Source organism: Rhodoplanes elegans (assembly GCF_016653355.1).
Lineage (GTDB): Bacteria > Pseudomonadota > Alphaproteobacteria > Rhizobiales > Xanthobacteraceae > Rhodoplanes > Rhodoplanes elegans.
Genome location: NZ_NHSK01000044.1, coordinates 19,186 through 38,279, shown reverse-complemented (window position 1 = coordinate 38,279; position 19,094 = coordinate 19,186). Strand labels below are relative to the sequence as shown.

Here is a 19,094-nt window from a genome sequence, read left to right as displayed (position 1 = left end):
GGCAGGGGATGCGGTGCCGGACGAGGGTCCGGCCGGTGTTCCGGACGAGGGTCCGGATTCGGCGTTGGGCTCGGTGCGTGCAGCAGTCATGGCGCCCTCCTCACCCGACGGAAGACCGGCCCACGGTCGAAGGTTCCGCCCGCGGCGGGCACGGGTCCGACCGGTGCGGCCGGCACCACCGGCGGAACCGTGTGGACGTCTATTTCTTGCGGAAGCGGTCGAGCCGCACCACCTCGCCACCACCGACCGGCTTGTCGGGCGGCGGGTCGCCGGCGTCGGCGGTCGGGTTGGCAGGGGCTGGCAGCGGCTCGGGCGCCGGCGGCGGCGTGCGCTTCTGCACGGCGGGCCGCAGCGCGGTCGGGGCCTTGGCGGCGGTCTCGTCCGCCTCGTCCTCCGGCTCCTCGCCCTCGAGCTCCGACTGAACAGCGAACTCGAGCCCGAACTGGACGGACGGATCGAAGAAGCCCTTCACGGCGGTCAGCGGCACCACCAGCCGCTCCGGGATGCCGTTGAACGAGAGGCCGACCTCGAAGCCGTCCTCGGTCACGGTGAGGTCCCAGAACTGGTGCTGCAGGACGATCGTCATCTCGGTCGGATACTGCGCGAGCAGCCGCGGCGAGAGCTTCACGCCGGGCGCCCGGGTGTCGAAGCTGACGTAGAAGTGGTGCTCGCCGGGCAGCCCTTTGGCGGCGGCGTCGGCCAGGACGGTGCGCACGACGCCGCGCAACGCGTTCTGGGTGAGGATGTCGTATCGAATGTAATCGGTCGGCATGTCGAACCTTCGGGCGCCCTCGACTCGGCGCATCGTAGGCGTCGCGCCGCCCGAACGCCACCCGCGCGGGCCGCACCCCCGATGGGCCTCCACAGCGGCGCCCCGCCGGCCGGGTCGCCTGCCCGACACGGCACAGGCCGGTCGAGCGCCGGCGTGCCGAGCGCAAGCGCCGGTCGAGACAAGAGAGCGCCGGTCGAAAAAGGAAGTGGAGGCTTCTGTTGCCAGGTGCCTCCGAACCCCGCCTGCCGGTGCTACCCGTCAGGGCTTGAAGATCGGTCTTTCAAACCGCTTACGCGGCCTGAGCAACCGGAGCATAGTTGTCGTTGGCAACTATTGCAGTGGCCCGATAACGGCGGAACCATGCCGAGCAAAAGCGCGTCCTTTACGCCCTCGTCGATCCTGTTTCGCCCCCGCCGGAGCCCAACCGCGACACGCTCGCGCGCGACGACTGGGCTCGGGTGGAGGCGCCGGGTACTGCCCCCGGGTCCGAAAGGTTTATTACGACGGCCATTTATCGCCATAGCCGGCAAGCCGGCAGGCTCAATATAGGGACGTCGCGGCCGCAACGGAAGAGCCGCGGGGCGGCGTGACGGCCCGTCGCCCCTGAACGTCGGTCGGGTGCGCCGAATCGGCAACGGTTCACCGTGACGATTCGCCGACCGGTCCCAGGCGCGCGCTCCCGGGCTGCCGGCCCGCGCGGGAGACCGGCGACGGGGCGCCACGCCTCGCGGCGCCGACCCGGGCTCGCGGCGGCGCCGACCCGGTCTGCTTTGCATACAGGGTGGCGGTGCCGTGCCCCGAGCAACGCGCGGTCGGCGGCCGGTCCGGAGGCGGCGCGGATGCCGCAGCGGATCTGTTCGGCGGCGCTGTTTCGCGTCGAGAAACGCGTCGTTCCGCGGTCGGGCGCTGGACTCGCGTGTCGCGCGCGCTCCCGATCTCAGGGTTGCTGTTCGGATCAGATGAATGGTGCGATGCGATAAGCCTCGAAGCGCAATGCAGGAGACGCCGTCCCGGCATGCATATTATCGGCTGGACTGCGTCAGAGCGTGCGATCGCGGACAATCGTCGCGGAGGGAATCGGCGACTTGATCCGATAAATGCTGCATCCGCGTCGGCAGAGGCACCGATTCGTCCTCGTTTTATTTTGCTTCCGCAATTCACAAAACGGCCACCATGTGCTTCCTGCCGCCTGCGGCCTTATGGTAGGAGACGTCGACTTTCGGCGGGTGGTGTCTCCTCGAGCGAGCATGGAGGGTTTGATGTCCGAGGGCGTACAAGCGTCGTCGCAGGGATCCGTCGAACAGAAACGAACCGTGATGTCGGTCGTGGCGCCGCTGCTGATCGGCCTCCTCGCGATCGGCGGCTATTTCCGAACCCCGGCCGCGGCACCGCTGATCGCCGACGTGCTGCTGTTCGTCGGCATCGCCCTGATCGCCTTCGCGGCAGCCCTTTTGCTGATGCGATGGCCGATTCGCGATCCGCGCGACTACTACGGCGGCCTCGTGCTGTTCGGGCTCGCGATGTTCATGCTGTGGGCCGGCAGCGATCTGCCCGGTACTCGCGGCTTCGCCTTCGGTCCCGGCACCGGCCCGCGCATCTTCGCCTCCGTGCTCGCCGCGCTCAGCCTGATCGTGATGGTGGTGGGCATTTTCGCCCAGGGCCCCGGCCTCGAGCGCTACGCCTGGCGCGGGCCGCTGTTCATCACACTCGGCACGCTCCTGTTCGCCATGACGATCCGCCAGTTCGGGCTGGTCATCGCGAGCTATCTCAGCATCGTCACGGTGGCGGCCGGCAGCTCCGAGGTGCGCTGGATCGAGACGCTGATCTGGGCCGCCGTGCTCACGGCGTTCTGCATCCTGGTGTTCCCGATCGCGCTGAGCCTGCCGCTGCAGCTCTGGCCGTCGCCGAACCTCTCCTTCTCGACCTTCCTGAACTTCCGCTGAGCGCGCGCGCGCGTCACAGACTCGAGAGTTTCCTGACATGACGGATCTGCTCGCGAATCTCGCACTCGGCTTCGGCGTGGCCTTCTCGCCCGCCAATCTCGGCTTCTGCATGCTCGGCACGATCGTCGGCACCCTGATCGGGGTTCTGCCCGGCGTCGGGCCGCTGGCGACCATCGCCATGCTGCTGCCGATCACCTTCGGGCTGCCGCCCGTCGGCGCCCTGATCATGCTGGCCGGCATCTATTACGGCTCGCAGTACGGCGGCTCGACCACGTCGATCCTCGTCAACATCCCGGGCGAGGCCGCCTCGGTGGTGACGACGCTCGACGGCCACCAGATGGCGCTGCAGGGCCGCGCCGGCCCGGCGCTCGCCATCGCGGCGATCGGCTCGTTCTTCGCCGGCTGCGTCGCGACCGTGCTGGTGGCGGCCCTCGGCGCGCCGCTCACCTCGGTGGCGCTGCTGTTCGGCCCGGCCGAGTACTTCTCGCTGATGGTGCTCGGCCTGATCTTCGCGGTCGTGCTCGCCAAGGGCTCGGTCATCAAGGCGCTGTGCATGATCCTGCTCGGCCTGATGCTCTCGATGATCGGCTCCGACATCGAGACCGGCCAGTCGCGCATGTCCTTCGACATCCCCGAGATGGCGGACGGCATCGGCTTCGTCACGGTCGCCATGGGCGTGTTCGGCTTCGCCGAGATCATGCGCAACCTCGAGCACACCTCGTCGCGCGACGTCGTCAAGGCCAAGCTCACCGGCCTGATGCCGACCTGGCCCGACCTCAAGGCCTGCGCCCCGGCGATCGGCCGCGGCACGCTGCTGGGCTCCATTCTCGGCATCCTGCCGGGCGGTGGCGCCGTCATCGCGGCCTTCGCGGCCTACACGTTCGAGAAGAAGGTGGCCAAGGACCCGTCGCGCTTCGGCCGCGGCGCCATCGAGGGCGTCGCCGCGCCGGAGAGCGCCAACAACGCCGCCTCGCAGACGTCGTTCATCCCGCTCCTCACCCTCGGCATCCCGCCGAACGCGGTGATGGCCCTGATGGTCGGCGCCATGACGATCCACGGCATCGTCCCGGGCCCGCAGGTGATGACCAAGCAGCCCGAGCTGTTCTGGGGCATGATCGCCTCGATGTGGATCGGCAACGCCATGCTGGTCGTCATCAACCTGCCGCTGGTCGGCGTGTGGGTGCGTCTGCTGCGGGTGCCGTACCGGATGCTCTATCCGGCGATCATGATCTTCTGCTGCATCGGCGTGTACTCGATCAACAACTCGCCCTTCGACGTGCTGATGACGGCGTCGTTCGGGCTGGTCGGCTACTGGCTCGCCAAGCACGACTTCGAGCCGGCCCCGATGCTGCTCGGCTTCGTGCTCGGCCCGCTGATGGAGGAGAACCTCCGCCGCGCCATGCTGATCGCCCGCGGCGACCCGACCACCTTCCTGACCCGGCCGATCTCGGCCGGCCTCCTCGCCCTCGCCACGCTGCTGCTCGTCATCGCGCTGCTGCCGATGATCCGCGCCAAGCGCGAGCAGGTCTTCGTCGAGGATTGATCCGGACCCGGGCCTCGGCCCGCCGACCGGAGCACCACACGCAAGCGCCGCGGCCCTGCCGCGGCGCTTTTTGCATGTGCGACGACGGGTGCGAGTCTCCGGTTCCGCTCTTGGGCGGCGCCGGGCGTGGGCGGGTGGGAACCTGGCCTGCGACAGCCTGCCGCATGGGCCGTGCCGGCCGCGATTCTCTACCAATCGGTGTGAAGCGGTCGCGGCCGCGAATTTCCTAGATCCAAAGCAGAATTGCGCCCCCGCGCGCCGCGGTGGCATGTGCCGGCATCGAACACTGCCGTTCGCTGCCGGTTTTGATCTCGAAGTCGTTTCAAGCCTGAAAAGCCGACCCCAGAGGAACGCAACAAGGAGTCAGTCATGTCTGTGCGCAAGTTGACGACCCTGCTCGCCGCCGGATGCCTTCTCGCCAGCGCCGGCGCGGCCTTCGCGCAGGGCGCCAATGGCTATCCCGCCCGGCCCGTCACCATGATCGTGCCGTTCGCCGCCGGCGGCCCGACCGACGTGGTCGCCCGCATCGTCGGCGACCACATGTCGAAGACGCTCGGCCAGCAGGTCATCATCGAGAACGTGGTCGGCGCCGGCGGCACCACCGGGGCGACCCGGGCCAAGCGGGCCGCCAACGACGGCTACACGGTCATCATGGGCCACATGGGCACCCACGCCGCCGCCGTGCCGCTCTATCCGAACCTCGCCTACGATCCGGCCACCGACTTCGAGCCGATCGGCGTCGCCGCCGGCACCCCGATCCTGATCCTCGCCAAGAAGGACTACCCGGCCAAGGATCTCTCCGAGTTCGTCAAGCACGTGAAGGCGAACTCCGGCACCCTCAACATGGCGCATGCCGGCGTCGGCTCGGTGTCCTACACGACCTGCCTGCTGCTCAACTCGATCCTCGACGTGAAGCCGACCGCCGTTCCCTACAATGGCACCGGCCCGGCCATGAACGCGCTCGTCGGCGGCCAGGTCGACTACATGTGCGACCAGGTGGTCAACGTCGTGTCGCAGGTGCAGGGCGGCTCGATCCGCGCCTTCGGCGTCGCCACCGAGGCCCGCAACCCGGCGCTGCCGGACGTGCCGACCACCACGGAAGCCGGCCTGCCCGAGTACAAGGTCTCGGCCTGGAACGCCGTGTTCGCCCCGAAGGGCACGCCGCAGCCGGTCGTCGACAAGCTCGCCGACGCGCTCGACAAGGCGCTGAACGACGAGACCACCCGCAAGCGCCTGCTCGACCTCGGCAGCGACCTGCCGGAGGGCGACCGCCGCGGCCCGAAGGCCCTCGGCCAGCTCGTCAAGAGCGAGGTCGAGCGGTGGTCGAAGGTGATCAAGGCCGCCGGCCCGGGGAACTGATCCTCGGCTCTGCCGCCGATCGCATCGCGATCCATCCACAGCGCCCGTTCCGCTCCGGCGGGGCGGGCGCTAGTGTCTCGCGCGCCCGAGTCCCGCCGTCGGCGGGCTGCGGCCGCGAGTGGAAGCCGGACCGATGCGCCAGTATCTCGACCTGATGGACCGAATTCTCCGCGAGGGCGTGGAGAAGCGCGACCGCACCGGCACCGGCACGCGCTCGGTGTTCGGCCATCAGATGCGCTTCGACCTCGCGGCCGGCTTCCCGCTGGTGACGACGAAGAAGCTGCACCTCAAGTCGATCATCCACGAGCTCCTGTGGTTCCTCGCCGGCGACACCAACATCGCCTACCTGAAGGCGAACGGGGTCGGCATCTGGGACGAGTGGGCCGACCAGAACGGCGATCTCGGCCCGGTCTACGGGGCGCAGTGGCGCTCCTGGCCGACGCCCGACGGCGGCACCATCGACCAGATCGCCCAGACGCTCGATCTCCTGCGCCGTGATCCGGACTCGCGCCGCATCATCGTCTCGGCGTGGAACCCGGCGGACCTGCCCAGGATGGCGCTCGCCCCGTGCCATTGCCTGTTCCAGTTCTACGTCGCCGACGGCAGGCTCTCCTGCCAGCTCTACCAGCGCTCCGCCGACGTCTTCCTCGGCGTGCCGTTCAACATCGCCTCCTATGCGCTGCTGACCCTGATGGTCTGCCAGCAGGTCGGTCTCGCGCCGGGAGATTTCGTCTGGACGGGCGGCGACTGCCATCTCTACTCCGACCACCTCGACCAGGCCCGGCTCCAGCTCACCCGCTCGCCGCTGCCATTGCCGGCGCTCAGCATCAAGAGGAGACCCGCCACGATCTTCGATTATCGGTACGAGGACTTCGAGGTGGTCGGATATCAGGCGCACCCGCATATTCCGGCGCGAGTGTCCAAATGACCGCGGCGCGGCCCGACGCATCCGTCTTCATCGCCTCGTCGGTGGAAGGGTTGGATGTCGCTTACGGGCTGCAGGAACATCTCGAATACACGGCTGAACCGACGGTCTGGACGCAGGACGTATTCCGGCCGAGCAGCAGTGCGATCGTCGATCTCCTGGCTGCCACGCGCAAGTTCGATTTCGCGGTATTCGCCTTCACGGCAGACGATGCGCTTCAACTGCGCGATTCCCGGGTTCCGGCCGTCCGCGACAACGTGATCTTCGAGTTCGGCCTGTTTGTCGGTGCGCTCGGTCTCTCGCGCTGCTTCTTTGTGATGCCGCGCTCGGCGGAGCCGCTTCATCTCCCCACCGATCTGCTCGGCCTGACGCCACTGACCTATGCGTCCGACAGGTCGGACAAGAATCTGATCGCCGCGCTCGGGCCGGCGGCGAATCGGGTGCGGCGGTCGATCCGAGAACAGCTCGGGCGGCCCGCTGCGGCCGTACCGGAAGCGGCTGTACCGGAGGCGCGGCGCGGCTCGCCGGGACGGCTGGATGCCTTCGTTGCGGCCTGGAACGGCCCGGAACTGCTGAGCGCCAGGGCCGCGGTGCGGGACATGCCGTCGAGCCCGTACGGGTACGACGACGACGAGAGACCGGCTCACGACGGGTTGCGTCGGATCTTCGCCTTTCTGGAAGCGGTGGCGGACGCGGTGATCGCCGGCGAGGTCGACGATCCGCCAGCACGGGCGGAGTTCGGGCGCGCGGTTCGAACGCTCTGGCCGCACATGTACGTTCTCCTGGCGCCGGCAAATCACGCAGCGGAATGGTGGTCGCCCCTCCCCAGGCTCGCCGAGCTGTTCGCGCGGTGGGCCGAACCCGCAGGATCGGAATCGGTCGGGTGACGTCGATCGCGAGGCCGCCATGACCCTGCACCGCCTCGGCCTGATCTCGACGCGCCTCGAGGCGTTCCAGGCGGTGGTGCGGTTCGGCTCGATCCGACGCGCCGCGGCGGCGCTCGGGGTCGCGCCCTCGGCGGTCAGCCGCACGCTGCGCCAGCTGGAGGAGGGGATCGGCACGCCGCTGTTCGAGCGGGCGCGCCAGCGCCTGAAGCTCACCAGCGCCGGCGAGATCCTCGTCTATCACGCCGGCGCCAGCCAGGCGGAGCTGGAGAAGGCCTGCGCCTTCATCGACGATCTCGCGGGTCTCCGGCGCGGCAGCGTCACGGTGGCGGCGGTCGAGAGCGTGACGCGCGGGCTCGTCCCGGAGGTGCTCAGCCGCTTCTGGGCCCGCCATCCCGACGTCGAGGTGCGGCTCGCCGTCACCGGCTCGGCCCAGGCCTTCGAGGCGGTGGCGCGAGGCGAGGCCGATCTCGCGATCGGCTTCGACGCCAGGCCGCCGAAGGGGACGGTGCGGCTCGCCAGCGCCGCCCTGCGGCTCGGCGCGCTCGTGCGGCCCGACCATCGGCTCGCCCGCCGCAAGAGCGTGCGGCTCGCCGACTTCGCCGGCGAGCGGGTGATCCTGGCCGACGCCAGCCTGACGCTCGGCGCCTCGCTGGAGGCCGCGATGCCGGCCGACGCCACGGCGCTGCGCACCGCCGCGATGACCAACTCGATCCATCTGATGAGCGACCTCGCGCTGCGCGGCCACGGCGTCACGTTCCAGACCCGGGTCGGCGTCGAGCGCGAGCTCGCCGACGGCGCCCTGGTGTTCGTGCCGCTCGCCGACCGACAGCTCGCGCCGCGCCGGCTGATCCTGGTCGCGCGCGCAAAGGCGCATCTGCCGGCCGGACCGGCCGTGCTGGCGAACCTCTTGACCGCGGCCGTGCAGGCGCTCGACGGGCACTGACGGATGTTGCTCCGGACGCAACACTACGATCACTCGCGCCCGTCTATCGCAACGCCTGCGTGGCTGCCAAGGTCCCGGTCCGAGGCCGTTCGGCCGGTTCGGAGGTGACCCCGATGCGATCGAAACTCCTGCTCGCCGTCTCGCTCGCCGCGTCGGCCTGGCTCGCCGCGCCCGCGGCCGCGCAGGCTCCCGCTTCTGCGGAGCCGGCGAAGATCCGGTTCACGCTGGACTGGAAGATCTCCGGCCCGCACGCCTTCTACTACTGGGCGAAGCAGAAGGGCTATTTCGCCGCCGAGGGACTCGACGTCACCATCGACCAGGGCGAGGGCTCGGCCGCGACCGTGACGCGGGTGATGACCGGCGCCTACGACGCCGGCTTCGGCGACATCAACGCCGTGATGCAGAACGCCGCCGCCAAGCCCGGCGAGCAGCCCGTGATGGTCTATCTCGTCTACAACCGCGCGCCCTACGCCGTGATCGCCAAGGCGGACGGGCCGATCAAGACGCTCAAGGATCTCGAAGGCCGCACCGTCAGCGCGCCGGCCGGCTCGGCGACGCTGCGCCTCTTGCCGCCGCTCGCCGCCAAGAACGGCTTCGACGCGGCGAAGGTGAAGATCCTGAACGCCGCGCCGAACCTGATCGAGCAGATGCTGGTGCAGGGCCAGGCCGACGCCATCGCCCAGTTCTCGGTGACGAGCTGGATGAACTTCGTCGCCATGAAGCGCGATCCCGAGAAGGACTTTCGCTGGTTCATGTACAGCGACGCCGGGCTCGACCTCTACTCCAACGGCGTGATGGTGTCGCAGAAGCTCCTGAAGGAGAAGCCCGCGGCGGTGCGCGGGCTGGTGCGTGCGATCAACCGCGCCGTGATGGATGTCGCCGCCGATCCCGACGCCGCCACGAAGATGCTGGTCGGGCTCGAGCCGCTGATCAACGCCGACATCGAGAAGCAGCGGCTCGTCTACACGATCAGGTCGCTGATGATCTCGCCCGAGACGGCGCGCCTCGGCCTCGGCGATCTCGACGACGGCCGCCTCGCCGCCGCGATCAAGACGGTGGCGGACGCCTACGGCCTCGAGAAACTGCCGGACGTGCGCGCCGTGTTTCTTCGCGATTACCTCCCGCCGGCGGCCGAGCGCGACATCGCCGCCGCGGCCGCGAAGGCGAAGTGAGGAAGGGTCTCGGCGCAACGCTTCTTTAGACCCTCTCCCTGAGGGAGAGGGTCGGCGAGCGCAGCGAGCCGGGGTGAGGGTTTACGGCGCCAGTCGGATGTCTCGGCACCCCCTCACCCGACGCGCGTTCCGCGCGTCGACCTCTCCCCGCAGGGGAGAGGTGAACAGCGGACGCCACGCCCTCTCGGCTCGTCATGGCCGGGCTTGTCCCGGCCATCCACGATCTCGCCGAATCGCGGCGTCGTGACGGGTCGCGAGACCGAAAGACGTGATGGCCGGGACGAGCCCGACCACGACGAGTGAATAACCGAGGTCCGCGGTTTCGAGCGACCACGCGACCGACCAGGGTAATCTCAGATGACCGACCACGAAAAGTTCATGCGCCTCGCGATCGACGAGGCGAAGCGCGGGGCCGCGATGGGGGAGCAGCCGTTCGGTGCCGTGGTGGCGATCGGCGACGACGTGGTCGTGTCGACGCCGAGCCTGAAGGTCGGCACCTGCGACACCACGGCCCATTCCGAGACGCTGGCGATCGGCCTCGCGACCCAGAAGCTCGGGCGGCGCGAGATCCCCGAGGCGACCTTCTACTGCACCTGCGAGCCGTGCCCGATGTGCTGCGGCGCCGTGCTCAACGCCGGCATCAAGACCATGGTGATCGGGGCGCGCAACCGTCACGTCAAGGGCCACGCCAAGCTCGCCTTCAACTTCAAGGACTACACGGTCGAGCGGCTGGCCGAGATGGTCGGCTGGGACCTGACCGTGATCGAGGGCGTGCTGGAGGACGAGTGCGTCGCGCTCTACAGCGGCGCCGCCGTGCCGCTGACCCGGTGAGGGACGCATGACCCCGCAGGCCGTCGAAGCCGTGATCGCCGGGCTCAAGGCCGCCGGCGTGAGCGTCGTCTGCTATCTCCCCGATTCGCTGTTCAAGGAGCTGTATCCGGCACTCGACGCCGATCCCGACATCCGCACGATCCGGGTCACCAACGAAGGGGAGGGGGCGGCGATCTGCGGCGGCGTGTTCCTGTCCGGCAAGCGCGCCGCGCTGGTGATGGAGAATTCCGGGCTCAGAGCCGCGGTAGAACCGCTCGCCCGCATGGGGATGGGGGCCGGCATTCCGGTCGTGATGCTGATGAGCTATCGCGGCGATCTCGGCGAGAACAACTGGTGGGCCGTGCCGCACGGCATGACCATGGAGCCGCTTCTGAACGCGATGCGGATCCCGTACCGGGTCGTCGACGAGGCCGCCAAGGTGAAGCAGGCCGTGCAGGACGCCGTGACGTGGTCCTATGCGTCCTATTATCACTCGGCCGTGGCGCTGACCGGAGGGCTGGTGCGATGAACGTCGCGTCCCCTGATCAGAAGATGCACCGCTTCGATTGCATGCGCGCGCTCGCCCCGCTCCTGAAGGACGAGCTGGTGATCCTGTCGCTCGGCGCCAGCGTCGACGAGTGGTACACGGCCGCCCCGCACATGCGCGAGGCCAGCCTGTTCCAGCAGCAGCTCGGCTGCGTCACGCCGCAGGCCTTCGGGCTCGCGGTCGGCCTGCCGCATCGGCGCATCGTGTCGCTCGACACGGACGGCGGCATGATGTTCAACCTCGGCATTCTGGCGACGCTCGCCAACGAGCAGCCGAAGAACCTGCTCGTCGTCGTCTGGGACAACGAGTGCTACCAGTCGATCGGCGGACCGCCGACCCACACGGCGCAGGGCCGCGTCGATATCGCGAAGATCGCGAAAGGCGCCGGCATCGCGCAGGCTCACACGGCGACGACGCTGTCTGATTTCGAGGCGCTGTGCCGGCGCGGCCTCGCCGCGACCGAGCCCTTCGTGATCGTGGCGAAGGTGTCGCAGGAGAGCTTTCGCGACGTGCGTCGCAAGCACTCGGACGGGCGCGAGGACAAGTACATCTTCGTCCGCCACGTCGAGGCGACCGAGGGCATCGTGATCATGGGCCCGAGCGAGCACAACTGAGACCGGCGCGCGATCGAGCGGACCTGTCTCCACCTCGCCCCGAGGAGCCCGCGCAGCGGGCGTCTCGAAGGGCGAGGGCGGCCCCCGCGTCCGGGCCTCATGGTTCGAGACGCGAACCTTCGGTCCGCTCCTCACCATGAGGATGGAACTGGGTCGAGACGCCACACCGGCCCGGTTCATCGCCCTCCGCTCACCGCCCGCTGGAGAAGAGTGCGGCGACGAGGAACACGGCCAGCACCACGCCGGTGACGCGCAGGATCGTCAGCACGATCTCGATCCGATGCCGTGTGACCTCGTCGACCGGCCGCACGACGATCTTGCGGCCGCGCAGCGTCGTTTCGAGGATGTCGCCCGATTCCTCGGCGTCGGCCGCGTCGGCGCGGCGGAAGAAGCCGGCAACGGCGTCGTGCTCGCGGCGGACCCGGTGGACCGGAACCAGCCGGTCGATCAGGAACAGCGGTCCGATCGGCCACAGCCGCCCGCCGGCCGGGCGGCGCTCCGGCAGGAAGCCGACCACGCCGAGGCCGAAGCGGAGCACGATCCACACGGCCGCGAGCGCGCCCATCGCCCACCAGACGAGCTTGCCGGGGCGCAGGCCGTGGTCGGCGAGGGCCCACATCGCCGCCGCGAAGCCGGTGCCGATCAGATCGCCGGCGCCCGACACCACGCCGCCGAAACCGGCCCGGACATGGCCGCCGCCCGACATCTCCGGCGAGGGCTCGGCCGCGGCCGCGGTGCCTGCGCCGTCCGGACAGAGGCCGGCCACCAGCGGCAGCCAGCGCGCCAGGCGGCCGCACACCTCGATGCTGCGGCGACGGATGCGCAGCTCGTCCGCCTCGGCGGCGGCCCCGGCCGCCTGGAAGGCGGCGGCGAACGGCACGAAAGGCTGGGTGGACGGCGCCTGGTTGCGATCGAGCCAGCGCAGCACCTCGGCGACCTGCGGCGGCGTCCGAGGGGCTTCGGGCCGCGCCGCGACGTCGCCGCTGCAGTGCGGCCGGCCCTCCCGGAGTCGATCGAAGCGCAGCCCGTCCCACCGACCGGCCCAGGGGCGATCGAGATCGGAAAAGTCCAGGGCGAGGGCGGACGTCGTGACACCGGTCGCGGCGAAGACGTGCAGGGCGGCGACGCGCCCGAAGGCGGGCTCGCCCGGGCGCACCGTCTGCACGGCGGGGTCGTCGCCCCACAGGTCGACGGCGAGCGTGCCGCCGATCGTGGTGCCGTCGAGCCCGACGACCGTGGCGGGATGGTAGGGATCCGGCACCTCGCCGTCGCGCGGGGTGCCCCAGGCGATCGGGCCGAGGCACAGGCCGGACGCGATCGTCGTCTCGGCGACGACGAGCGCGAGCCGTCGCGGCGCCACGACGCCGTCGATCCCCACCTTGCGGGGGGGGCCGTCCGGCAGCGTCTCGGTCTCCTCGCGGCAGCCGCGCAGCAGCGCGTTCTCCTCGACCGGCAGCTCGGGCAGGGCGACGCGGCGGCGCTCGGCCTCGGCGATGGCCGCGATGGCGGCGCTGCGGAACATCGTCTGGACGTGGGTGGCGGGGCGGCCCTCGATCGCGTGCCGCCACCACGGATAGCGGGTCGCGAGCGGCCCCACGCCGATCGTCACCACCTTGCCGAACCCGGCGTCGCGGGCGGTCAGTGCGCCGAGCGTGCTCGCCTCGATCCGCACGGCGCAGCGCGCCTCGCTCTCGTCGAGCACGAGCGTGCCGCCGACCCGGGCGGCGCGGACCCACAGCCGCGAGACGGCGGCGCGGTCGAGCTGGAGATCGCCGGCGACGGCGAGCCGCACCAGATGCGCGTCGAGGAACACGATCGCGGTGGACTGGTGCCATGAGCCGTCGACCTTGGTGTCGGCGACGCGCAGCCGGCGCACGAAGCTGCGGTTCAGCCGGACCGAGCCGGCGATCCTGACCGTGTCGAGCCGCAGCGTGTCGAGCAGGACCGCGTTGTCGAGCCCGAGGTCGCCCTTCAGGTGCAGATTGTGCAGGTCGACCGGGCCGGCGAACACGGCGCGGTCGAGCATCAGCGGGGCGGACAGGTCGAGGTCGGCGAGGTCGAGCCCGTCGCAGAACAGCGCACCGACGATGCGGATGCCGGCCCGCGCCACCGCAGGGTCGCCGGCGAGCCGGGCGACCGCGTCGCGCGGCAGGCGGCGCGGGTCGTCACCGGTCGCGCAGACGACCGACCAATCACGTTCGCCGAGCGGCATGCCGGCCTTCTCGGCCACCGCCGCGCCGCTCCCGCGCGGAACGCAGGCCGGTCGCGGCGCCATCACCATGTCGCGCCCGGAGGCGAGGCAGGTCGCGATCGGGCCGAGATCCGCCTTGGCGGTGGCGTCCGGGTCGGCCCCCTGCGGCGGCCACGGGCCGGCGGCCGCGATCCCGACGACGGTCGCCGCGACGAGGGTTGCCGCGACGACGGTCGCCGCGATCGTGATGGACGCGATCTGGGGCGCCGCCGTCGGGCCGATCCCCACCCACCTGGCGACCATTCGCCGACCCACCCTGTGCATGAGGCTGTACACTGGGCGCTCCGGTGCGGAGGCCAGCCGATTCGGTTTAGACGGATGATGATCGGAATAAGCACGGAACGCAACTTTGACGTGTTTTCATGCAAACCTGTCGCGTATCGATAGGAGCCCCCGATCCGATGAGCCCGGCCCGATGAGTCCGCCCACACGGCCCCTGCCGCTCGTCCTCGTCGCCGCCGTGGCGGACAACGGCGTCATCGGCCGCGACGGCGCGCTGCCCTGGCGGCTGAAGTCGGACATGCGGCATTTCCGCGCCGTCACGCTCGGCCATCCGGTGGTGATGGGGCGCAAGACCTTCCAGTCGATCGGCAAGCCGCTGCCCGGCCGCACCACCATCGTGGTGACGCGCGATCCCGCCTTTGCGGCGGCCGGGGTGGTGGTCGCGGGCTCGCTCGCCGCGGCGCTCGCGGTGGCGCGTGCCGATGCCCTGCGGCGCGGCGCCGGCGCGATCATGCTGGCCGGGGGCGGCGAGCTCTATCGCGAGGCGATGCCGCTCGCCGACCGGCTGGAGATCACCCGGGTGCATGCGTCGCCCGCCGGCGATGCCGGCTTCCCGGCCATCGACGCCGCCGTGTGGCGGGCCGTGGCCCACGCCACGGGCGAGCAGGGGCCCGAGGATACGGCGCCGTTCGGCTTCGTCACCTACGTGCGGAGCGAGGACTAGCCGGAGGCCGGGCCGGCGGCGCCCGGGCGGCCGCGGCGCGCCGCCGCAAGTCCATGCGTTGAAACGGGGGTTGGTTTCCTATAACCCAAGCCACATCTCAGCGGAACGCTCCGGCCGGAGACGTCGCGCGCGACTGGGATTCGCGCCGGACCGCGCCGGATGTCGAGGCCGCATGTCGAGGCCGGACGTAGAGGAAAGGCAGCATAGATGCCGTGGAGCAATCAGGGCGGCGGACCGTGGGGATCGGGCCCCAAGGGACCGTGGGGGACGGGGCCGCAATCGTCGGGTCCGACACCTCCCGATCTCGAGGAGCTCCTGCGCCGCAGCCAGGATCGGCTCCGCAGGGTGTTGCCGGGCGGCAGCCTGGGCGGCAAGGGAATTGCCATCCTGGTCGGCGTCGCCGTGCTGCTGTGGGGCGCCTCCGGCTTCTACCGGGTCGAGCCCGACGAGCTCGGCGTGGTGCTGCGCTTCGGCAAGTACAGCCGTGACGCGACGCCCGGCCTGAACTACCACCTGCCGTATCCGATCGAGTCGGTGCTCACCCCGAAGGTGACGCGCGTCAACCGCATCGACATCGGCATGCGGGTCATCGAGGACATCCGCCGCGGAACCACCATGCGCGACGTCCCCGAGGAGAGCCTGATGCTGACCGGCGACGAGAACATCGTCGACGTCGACTTCTCGGTGTTCTGGGTGATCAAGCCGGCCGGCGGCGCCAGCCAGTACCTGTTCAACATCCAGAACCCGGAAGGCACCGTGAAGGCGGTCGCCGAGAGCGCCATGCGCGACGTGATCGGCCGCTCCGAGGTGCAGCCGATCCTCACCGGCGCCCGCCAGACCATCGAGACGGCGGTGCAGGATCTGATGCAGCGCACCCTCGACCAGTACGGCGCCGGCATCCAGATCACCCAGGTGCAGCTCCAGAAGGTCGACCCGCCGAACCAGGTCATCGACTCGTTCCGTGACGTCCAGGCGGCCCGCGCCGACCTGGAGCGCGCCCAGAACGAGGCGCAGACCTACGCCAACCGCGTGGTGCCGGAGGCGCGCGGCCGCGCCGCCCAGATCACCCAGGCCGCCGAGGCCTATCGCGAGCAGACCGTCGCCGAGGCGCGCGGCCAGGCCGGCCGCTTCAGCAAGATCTACGAGGAGTACAAGAAGGCGCCCGAGATCACCCGCGAGCGCCTCTACCTCGAGACGATGGAGCGGCTGTTCGGCGGCACCGACAAGATCATCATCGATCCGTCGACCAGCGCCACCGGCACGGCCGGCGGCGTGCTGCCCTATCTCAATCTCGACGAGCTCGGCCGGCGGCAGGCGCAGCCGCAGCCGCGCACCCAGACGGGAGCCGCCCGATGAAGACCGGCATCGCGGGCGGCATCGCCGCCGTCGTCATCCTGCTGATCCTGGTGCTCGGCTGGGCGTCGGTGTTCACCGTCTATCAGACCCAGCAGGCCCTGGTGGTCCGCCTCGGCGACCCGCGCCGGATCGTCACCGAGCCCGGGCTGCACTTCAAGATTCCGCTGATCGACAACGTGATCTACGTCGACAAGCGCATCCTCGACCTCGAGAACCCGGCCCAGGAGGTGATCGCCTCCGACTCCAAGCGGCTCGTGGTCGACGCCTTCGCCCGCTACAAGATCGTCGATCCGCTGCGCTTCTATCAGACGGTCGGCTCGGTCGAGGGGGCCAACTCGCGGCTCGCCACGCTGCTCAACTCGGCGCTGCGCCGCGTGCTCGGCGAATCGACGCTGACCAACGTGGTCCGCGACGAGCGGACCCAGATGATGGCGCGGGTGCGCGAGCAGCTCGACCGCGAGGCGCACGCCTTCGGCATCAACGTGGTGGACGTCCGCATCCGCCGCGCCGACCTGCCGGAGCAGAACAGCCAGGCCGTCTATCAGCGGATGCAGACCGAGCGTCAGCGCGAGGCGGCCGAGTTCCGCGCCCAGGGCAGCCAGCGGGCCCAGGAGATCCGGGCGCGCGCCGACCGCGACGTGACCGTGCTGGTCGCCGACGCGACGTCCAAGGCCGAGCAGACGCGCGGCGAGGGCGACGCCACCCGCAACCGCATCTTCGCCGACGCGTTCGGGCAGGATCCGGACTTCTTCACCTTCTACCGCTCCATGCAGGCCTACGAGGCCGGCCTGAAGCCGGGCGAGACGCGGTTCCTGCTGCGGCCGGATTCCGAGTTCTTCCGCTACTTCACCAACCCGTCGGGTGGTCGGCCGGCCGCCCAGGCGGCAGCCCCCGCCCGGACGGCGCCGCCCGCGGCGGCCGCCGCGCAGTGATCCGACCGGGCCCGGCGTCGCGACGGCGCCGGGCCCGGACTTCGGTGCGGACCCTGGTCCGCGTCCGCCTTCGAGGCCATCGATGTCCGCGTTCCTGGTCGCTCTCGGCCTCGTCTTCGTGATCGAAGGACTGCTGTTCGCCGCCTTTCCGGGACCGGCGCGGCGTGCCGCGCTGGCGCTCCTGGAGACGCCCGAGCACACGTTGCGGATCGTCGGCGTGGTCAGCGCGGCGCTCGGCGTCGCCTTGATCTGGATGATCCGCCAGCTATCCTGACGGAAGACGCGCGGCCGCGGGTCGCCATTCCGCCCGAATTCGTCCGTAATCCCGCGGGCCGCTCGCGGTGTCCGTCGCAGCGGATGCGGGCGTGTCGCGAGCGGTATCGCAGTGCTCGCCTGCGCCGACGGTGTCCGCGTGTGTCGCGGTCCCGCGTTCCGTTCGTTTTCCAGTTCCGCGTTCCCGAGTTCCGATGTCCCGAGGAGATCGCCAGGTGATGGCCGGCCTTTCGTTCGAACGCTTCCGCCCGACCCGGCGCCCGCTCGTCGCGGCCGCGCTCGCCGCCGCCGTCCTGCTCGCGGGCGTGCCCGCCGCGCTCGACAGCCGCGCCTTCGCGCGCGGACCCGACGCCATCGCCGACGTCACCGAAAAGGTAATGGATGCGGTCGTCAACATCTCGACCTCGCAGACCGTGCAGGCGCAGGGCAATGCGGTGCCGAACCTGCCGCCGGGCTCGCCCTTCGAGGAGTTCTTCGAGGAGTTCTTCAAGAACCGCCGCGGCGGCCAGCAGGGCGAGAACGGCCCGCGTGAGCGCACGCCGCGCCGCGCCAACTCGCTCGGCTCCGGCTTCGTGATCGATCCCGCCGGTATCATCGTCACCAACAATCACGTGATCGCCGACGCCGACGAGGTGACGGTGATCTTCAACGACGGCACCCGCCTCAAGGCCGAGATCCTCGGCCGCGACAAGGAGGTCGATCTCGCGGTGCTGAAGGTGACGACGGACAAGCCGCTCAAGGCGGTGTCGTTCGGCGATTCCGAGAAGCTGCGCATCGGCGAGTGGGTGGTGGCGATCGGCAATCCGTTCCAGCTCGGCGGCACCGTGACGGCCGGCATCGTCTCGGCGCGCAACCGCGACATCAACTCGGGCCGCTACGACAACTACATCCAGACCGACGCGGCGATCAATCGCGGCAACTCGGGCGGCCCGCTGTTCAATCTCGACGGCGAGGTGGTGGGCATCAACACGGCAATCATCTCGCCGTCGGGCGGCTCGATCGGCATCGGCTTCGCGGTGCCGTCCAAGACCGCGATGCCGATCATCGACCAGCTCCGCCAGTTCGGCGAGACGCGGCGCGGCTGGCTCGGCGTGCGCATCCAGCAGGTCACCGACGAGATCGCCGAGAGCATCGGTATCAAGCCGGCGCGCGGCGCGCTCGTCTCCGGCGTCGACGAGAAGGGCCCGGCGAAGCCGGCCGGCATCGAGACCGGCGACGTGATCGTCCGCTTCGACGGCAAGGACATCAAGGACATGCGCGACCTGCCGCGCATCGTCGCCGAGACCCCGGTCGGCAAGGACGTCGAGGTGGTGATCCTCCGCAAGGCCAAGGAGGAGATGAAGACCGTGAAGCTCGGCCGTCTGGAGGACGGCGAGAAGCAGGCGGCGCTCACGCCCAAGCGCAACGGCGGCGCTCCGGAGGACAAGTCGGTCGTCAAGTCGACGCTCGGCATCGACCTCGCCAATCTCTCCGACGAGCTGCGCAAGCGCTACAAGATCAAGGACACCGTGAAGGGCGTGGTGATCACCGGGGTCGACTCGAAGTCGGCCGCGGCCGAGAAGCGCCTCGTCGCCGGCGACGTGATCGTCGAGGTCTCGCAGGAGCCGGTGGCGAACGCCGCCGACGTGCAGAAGCGCATCGACGCGCTCAAGAAGGACGGCCGCAAGTCGGCTCTCCTCCTGGTCGCCAGCGCCGACGGCGACCTGCGCTTCGTCGCCATCGCGCTGCAGTAGGGGGCGGGTCGGTCTCTTCACCTCTCCCCGGCGGGGAGAGGGCGGATCTCGCGCGATAGCGCGAGATCCGGGTGAGGGGGTGTCGAGG

Annotated in this window: 17 protein-coding genes and 1 other RNA gene; 15 read left to right on the top strand and 3 right to left on the bottom strand. The window is 70.2% G+C overall.

The genetic code is table 11. The features are described from left to right. Nucleotides 1–199: 199 nt before the first annotated feature. Both CCR97_RS03475 and ssrA read right to left on the bottom strand, forming a co-directional pair. Complete coding sequence (locus CCR97_RS03475; protein ID WP_111359156.1) at nucleotides 200–772, bottom strand: SspB family protein; 573 nt, start codon at nucleotides 770–772, stop codon at nucleotides 200–202. A gap of 204 nt (nucleotides 773–976) precedes the next feature. Beyond that, nucleotides 977–1,347: a transfer-messenger RNA gene (gene ssrA, locus CCR97_RS03470) on the bottom strand. A gap of 741 nt (nucleotides 1,348–2,088) precedes the next feature. Between ssrA and CCR97_RS03465 the strand changes: the two genes are divergently transcribed. The 10 genes from CCR97_RS03465 to CCR97_RS03420 all read left to right on the top strand — a co-directional run bounded on the left by CCR97_RS03465 (nucleotide 2,089) and on the right by CCR97_RS03420 (nucleotide 11,515). Next, the gene (locus CCR97_RS03465) at nucleotides 2,089–2,715 is read left to right on the top strand and encodes a tripartite tricarboxylate transporter TctB family protein (protein ID WP_244670246.1); all 627 of its coding nucleotides are present in this window, start codon (nucleotides 2,089–2,091) and stop codon (nucleotides 2,713–2,715) included. A 37-nt stretch (nucleotides 2,716–2,752) separates the two neighbouring features. Then, nucleotides 2,753–4,258 (top strand): tripartite tricarboxylate transporter permease, encoded by a 1,506-nt coding sequence (locus CCR97_RS03460; protein WP_111359155.1) that lies wholly within the window; start codon nucleotides 2,753–2,755, stop codon nucleotides 4,256–4,258. 369 nt (nucleotides 4,259–4,627) lie between these two features. Then, a complete protein-coding gene (locus tag CCR97_RS03455) occupies nucleotides 4,628–5,617 on the top strand; it encodes a tripartite tricarboxylate transporter substrate-binding protein (RefSeq protein WP_111359544.1) in 990 nt (329 codons plus the stop codon). 133 nt (nucleotides 5,618–5,750) lie between these two features. Beyond that, nucleotides 5,751–6,545, top strand: a complete 795-nt coding sequence (locus tag CCR97_RS03450; protein WP_111359543.1) for a thymidylate synthase — start codon at nucleotides 5,751–5,753, stop codon at nucleotides 6,543–6,545. Continuing rightward, on the top strand, nucleotides 6,542–7,429 hold the full coding sequence (locus CCR97_RS03445; protein ID WP_111359542.1) for a TIR domain-containing protein: 888 nt from the start codon (nucleotides 6,542–6,544) through the stop codon (nucleotides 7,427–7,429). The genes CCR97_RS03450 and CCR97_RS03445 overlap by 4 nt, the downstream gene beginning before the upstream one ends. Before the next feature lie 19 nt (nucleotides 7,430–7,448). Beyond that, nucleotides 7,449–8,372 carry a LysR family transcriptional regulator gene (locus tag CCR97_RS03440; protein ID WP_111359541.1) on the top strand — a complete coding sequence of 308 codons (924 nt, stop codon included), beginning with the start codon at nucleotides 7,449–7,451 and terminating at the stop codon, nucleotides 8,370–8,372. A 113-nt stretch (nucleotides 8,373–8,485) separates the two neighbouring features. Next, nucleotides 8,486–9,544 carry an ABC transporter substrate-binding protein gene (locus tag CCR97_RS03435; protein WP_111359540.1) on the top strand — a complete coding sequence of 353 codons (1,059 nt, stop codon included), beginning with the start codon at nucleotides 8,486–8,488 and terminating at the stop codon, nucleotides 9,542–9,544. Nucleotides 9,545–9,901: 357 nt separating this feature from the next. Then, nucleotides 9,902–10,375 (top strand): nucleoside deaminase, encoded by a 474-nt coding sequence (locus CCR97_RS03430; RefSeq protein WP_201159301.1) that lies wholly within the window; start codon nucleotides 9,902–9,904, stop codon nucleotides 10,373–10,375. A 7-nt stretch (nucleotides 10,376–10,382) separates the two neighbouring features. Continuing rightward, nucleotides 10,383–10,883, top strand: a complete 501-nt coding sequence (locus CCR97_RS03425; RefSeq protein WP_111358893.1) for a thiamine pyrophosphate-binding protein — start codon at nucleotides 10,383–10,385, stop codon at nucleotides 10,881–10,883. Then, nucleotides 10,880–11,515: a thiamine pyrophosphate-dependent enzyme gene (locus CCR97_RS03420; protein WP_244670245.1), complete on the top strand. Its 636-nt coding sequence runs from the start codon at nucleotides 10,880–10,882 to the stop codon at nucleotides 11,513–11,515. The genes CCR97_RS03425 and CCR97_RS03420 overlap by 4 nt, the downstream gene beginning before the upstream one ends. Nucleotides 11,516–11,705: 190 nt before the next feature. On the opposite strand, the gene CCR97_RS03415 is transcribed toward CCR97_RS03420, so the two are convergent. Beyond that, nucleotides 11,706–14,009 (bottom strand): hypothetical protein, encoded by a 2,304-nt coding sequence (locus CCR97_RS03415; RefSeq protein ID WP_146618846.1) that lies wholly within the window; start codon nucleotides 14,007–14,009, stop codon nucleotides 11,706–11,708. Nucleotides 14,010–14,181: 172 nt separating this feature from the next. Here CCR97_RS03415 and CCR97_RS03410 point away from each other — a divergent pair, with 172 nt between their 5' ends. The 5 genes from CCR97_RS03410 (at nucleotide 14,182) to CCR97_RS03390 (ending at nucleotide 19,006) form a co-directional block, all read left to right on the top strand. Further along, nucleotides 14,182–14,712 (top strand): dihydrofolate reductase, encoded by a 531-nt coding sequence (locus CCR97_RS03410; protein WP_111358895.1) that lies wholly within the window; start codon nucleotides 14,182–14,184, stop codon nucleotides 14,710–14,712. Between the two features lie 207 nt (nucleotides 14,713–14,919). Continuing rightward, complete coding sequence (hflK, locus tag CCR97_RS03405) at nucleotides 14,920–16,068, top strand: FtsH protease activity modulator HflK (protein WP_111358896.1); 1,149 nt, start codon at nucleotides 14,920–14,922, stop codon at nucleotides 16,066–16,068. Then, nucleotides 16,065–17,000 (top strand): protease modulator HflC, encoded by a 936-nt coding sequence (gene hflC, locus CCR97_RS03400; RefSeq protein WP_201159300.1) that lies wholly within the window; start codon nucleotides 16,065–16,067, stop codon nucleotides 16,998–17,000. Before hflK ends, hflC begins: the two co-directional genes overlap by 4 nt. Nucleotides 17,001–17,082: 82 nt before the next feature. Continuing rightward, nucleotides 17,083–17,274 (top strand): DUF2065 domain-containing protein, encoded by a 192-nt coding sequence (locus CCR97_RS03395; RefSeq protein ID WP_111360508.1) that lies wholly within the window; start codon nucleotides 17,083–17,085, stop codon nucleotides 17,272–17,274. 217 nt (nucleotides 17,275–17,491) lie between these two features. Continuing rightward, nucleotides 17,492–19,006: a DegQ family serine endoprotease gene (locus CCR97_RS03390; RefSeq protein WP_111360507.1), complete on the top strand. Its 1,515-nt coding sequence runs from the start codon at nucleotides 17,492–17,494 to the stop codon at nucleotides 19,004–19,006. Nucleotides 19,007–19,094: the final 88 nt, after the last annotated feature.

Coding starts and splice junctions, on each gene's coding strand:
- CCR97_RS03475 (WP_111359156.1), bottom strand. CDS start 772: ATGCCGACCGATTACATTCGATACGACATCCTCACCCAGAACGCGTTG.
- CCR97_RS03465 (WP_244670246.1), top strand. CDS start 2,089: ATGTCGGTCGTGGCGCCGCTGCTGATCGGCCTCCTCGCGATCGGCGGC.
- CCR97_RS03460 (WP_111359155.1), top strand. CDS start 2,753: ATGACGGATCTGCTCGCGAATCTCGCACTCGGCTTCGGCGTGGCCTTC.
- CCR97_RS03455 (WP_111359544.1), top strand. CDS start 4,628: ATGTCTGTGCGCAAGTTGACGACCCTGCTCGCCGCCGGATGCCTTCTC.
- CCR97_RS03450 (WP_111359543.1), top strand. CDS start 5,751: ATGCGCCAGTATCTCGACCTGATGGACCGAATTCTCCGCGAGGGCGTG.
- CCR97_RS03445 (WP_111359542.1), top strand. CDS start 6,542: ATGACCGCGGCGCGGCCCGACGCATCCGTCTTCATCGCCTCGTCGGTG.
- CCR97_RS03440 (WP_111359541.1), top strand. CDS start 7,449: ATGACCCTGCACCGCCTCGGCCTGATCTCGACGCGCCTCGAGGCGTTC.
- CCR97_RS03435 (WP_111359540.1), top strand. CDS start 8,486: ATGCGATCGAAACTCCTGCTCGCCGTCTCGCTCGCCGCGTCGGCCTGG.
- CCR97_RS03430 (WP_201159301.1), top strand. CDS start 9,902: ATGACCGACCACGAAAAGTTCATGCGCCTCGCGATCGACGAGGCGAAG.
- CCR97_RS03425 (WP_111358893.1), top strand. CDS start 10,383: ATGACCCCGCAGGCCGTCGAAGCCGTGATCGCCGGGCTCAAGGCCGCC.
- CCR97_RS03420 (WP_244670245.1), top strand. CDS start 10,880: ATGAACGTCGCGTCCCCTGATCAGAAGATGCACCGCTTCGATTGCATG.
- CCR97_RS03415 (WP_146618846.1), bottom strand. CDS start 14,009: ATGGTCGCCAGGTGGGTGGGGATCGGCCCGACGGCGGCGCCCCAGATC.
- CCR97_RS03410 (WP_111358895.1), top strand. CDS start 14,182: ATGAGTCCGCCCACACGGCCCCTGCCGCTCGTCCTCGTCGCCGCCGTG.
- hflK (WP_111358896.1), top strand. CDS start 14,920: ATGCCGTGGAGCAATCAGGGCGGCGGACCGTGGGGATCGGGCCCCAAG.
- hflC (WP_201159300.1), top strand. CDS start 16,065: ATGAAGACCGGCATCGCGGGCGGCATCGCCGCCGTCGTCATCCTGCTG.
- CCR97_RS03395 (WP_111360508.1), top strand. CDS start 17,083: ATGTCCGCGTTCCTGGTCGCTCTCGGCCTCGTCTTCGTGATCGAAGGA.
- CCR97_RS03390 (WP_111360507.1), top strand. CDS start 17,492: ATGGCCGGCCTTTCGTTCGAACGCTTCCGCCCGACCCGGCGCCCGCTC.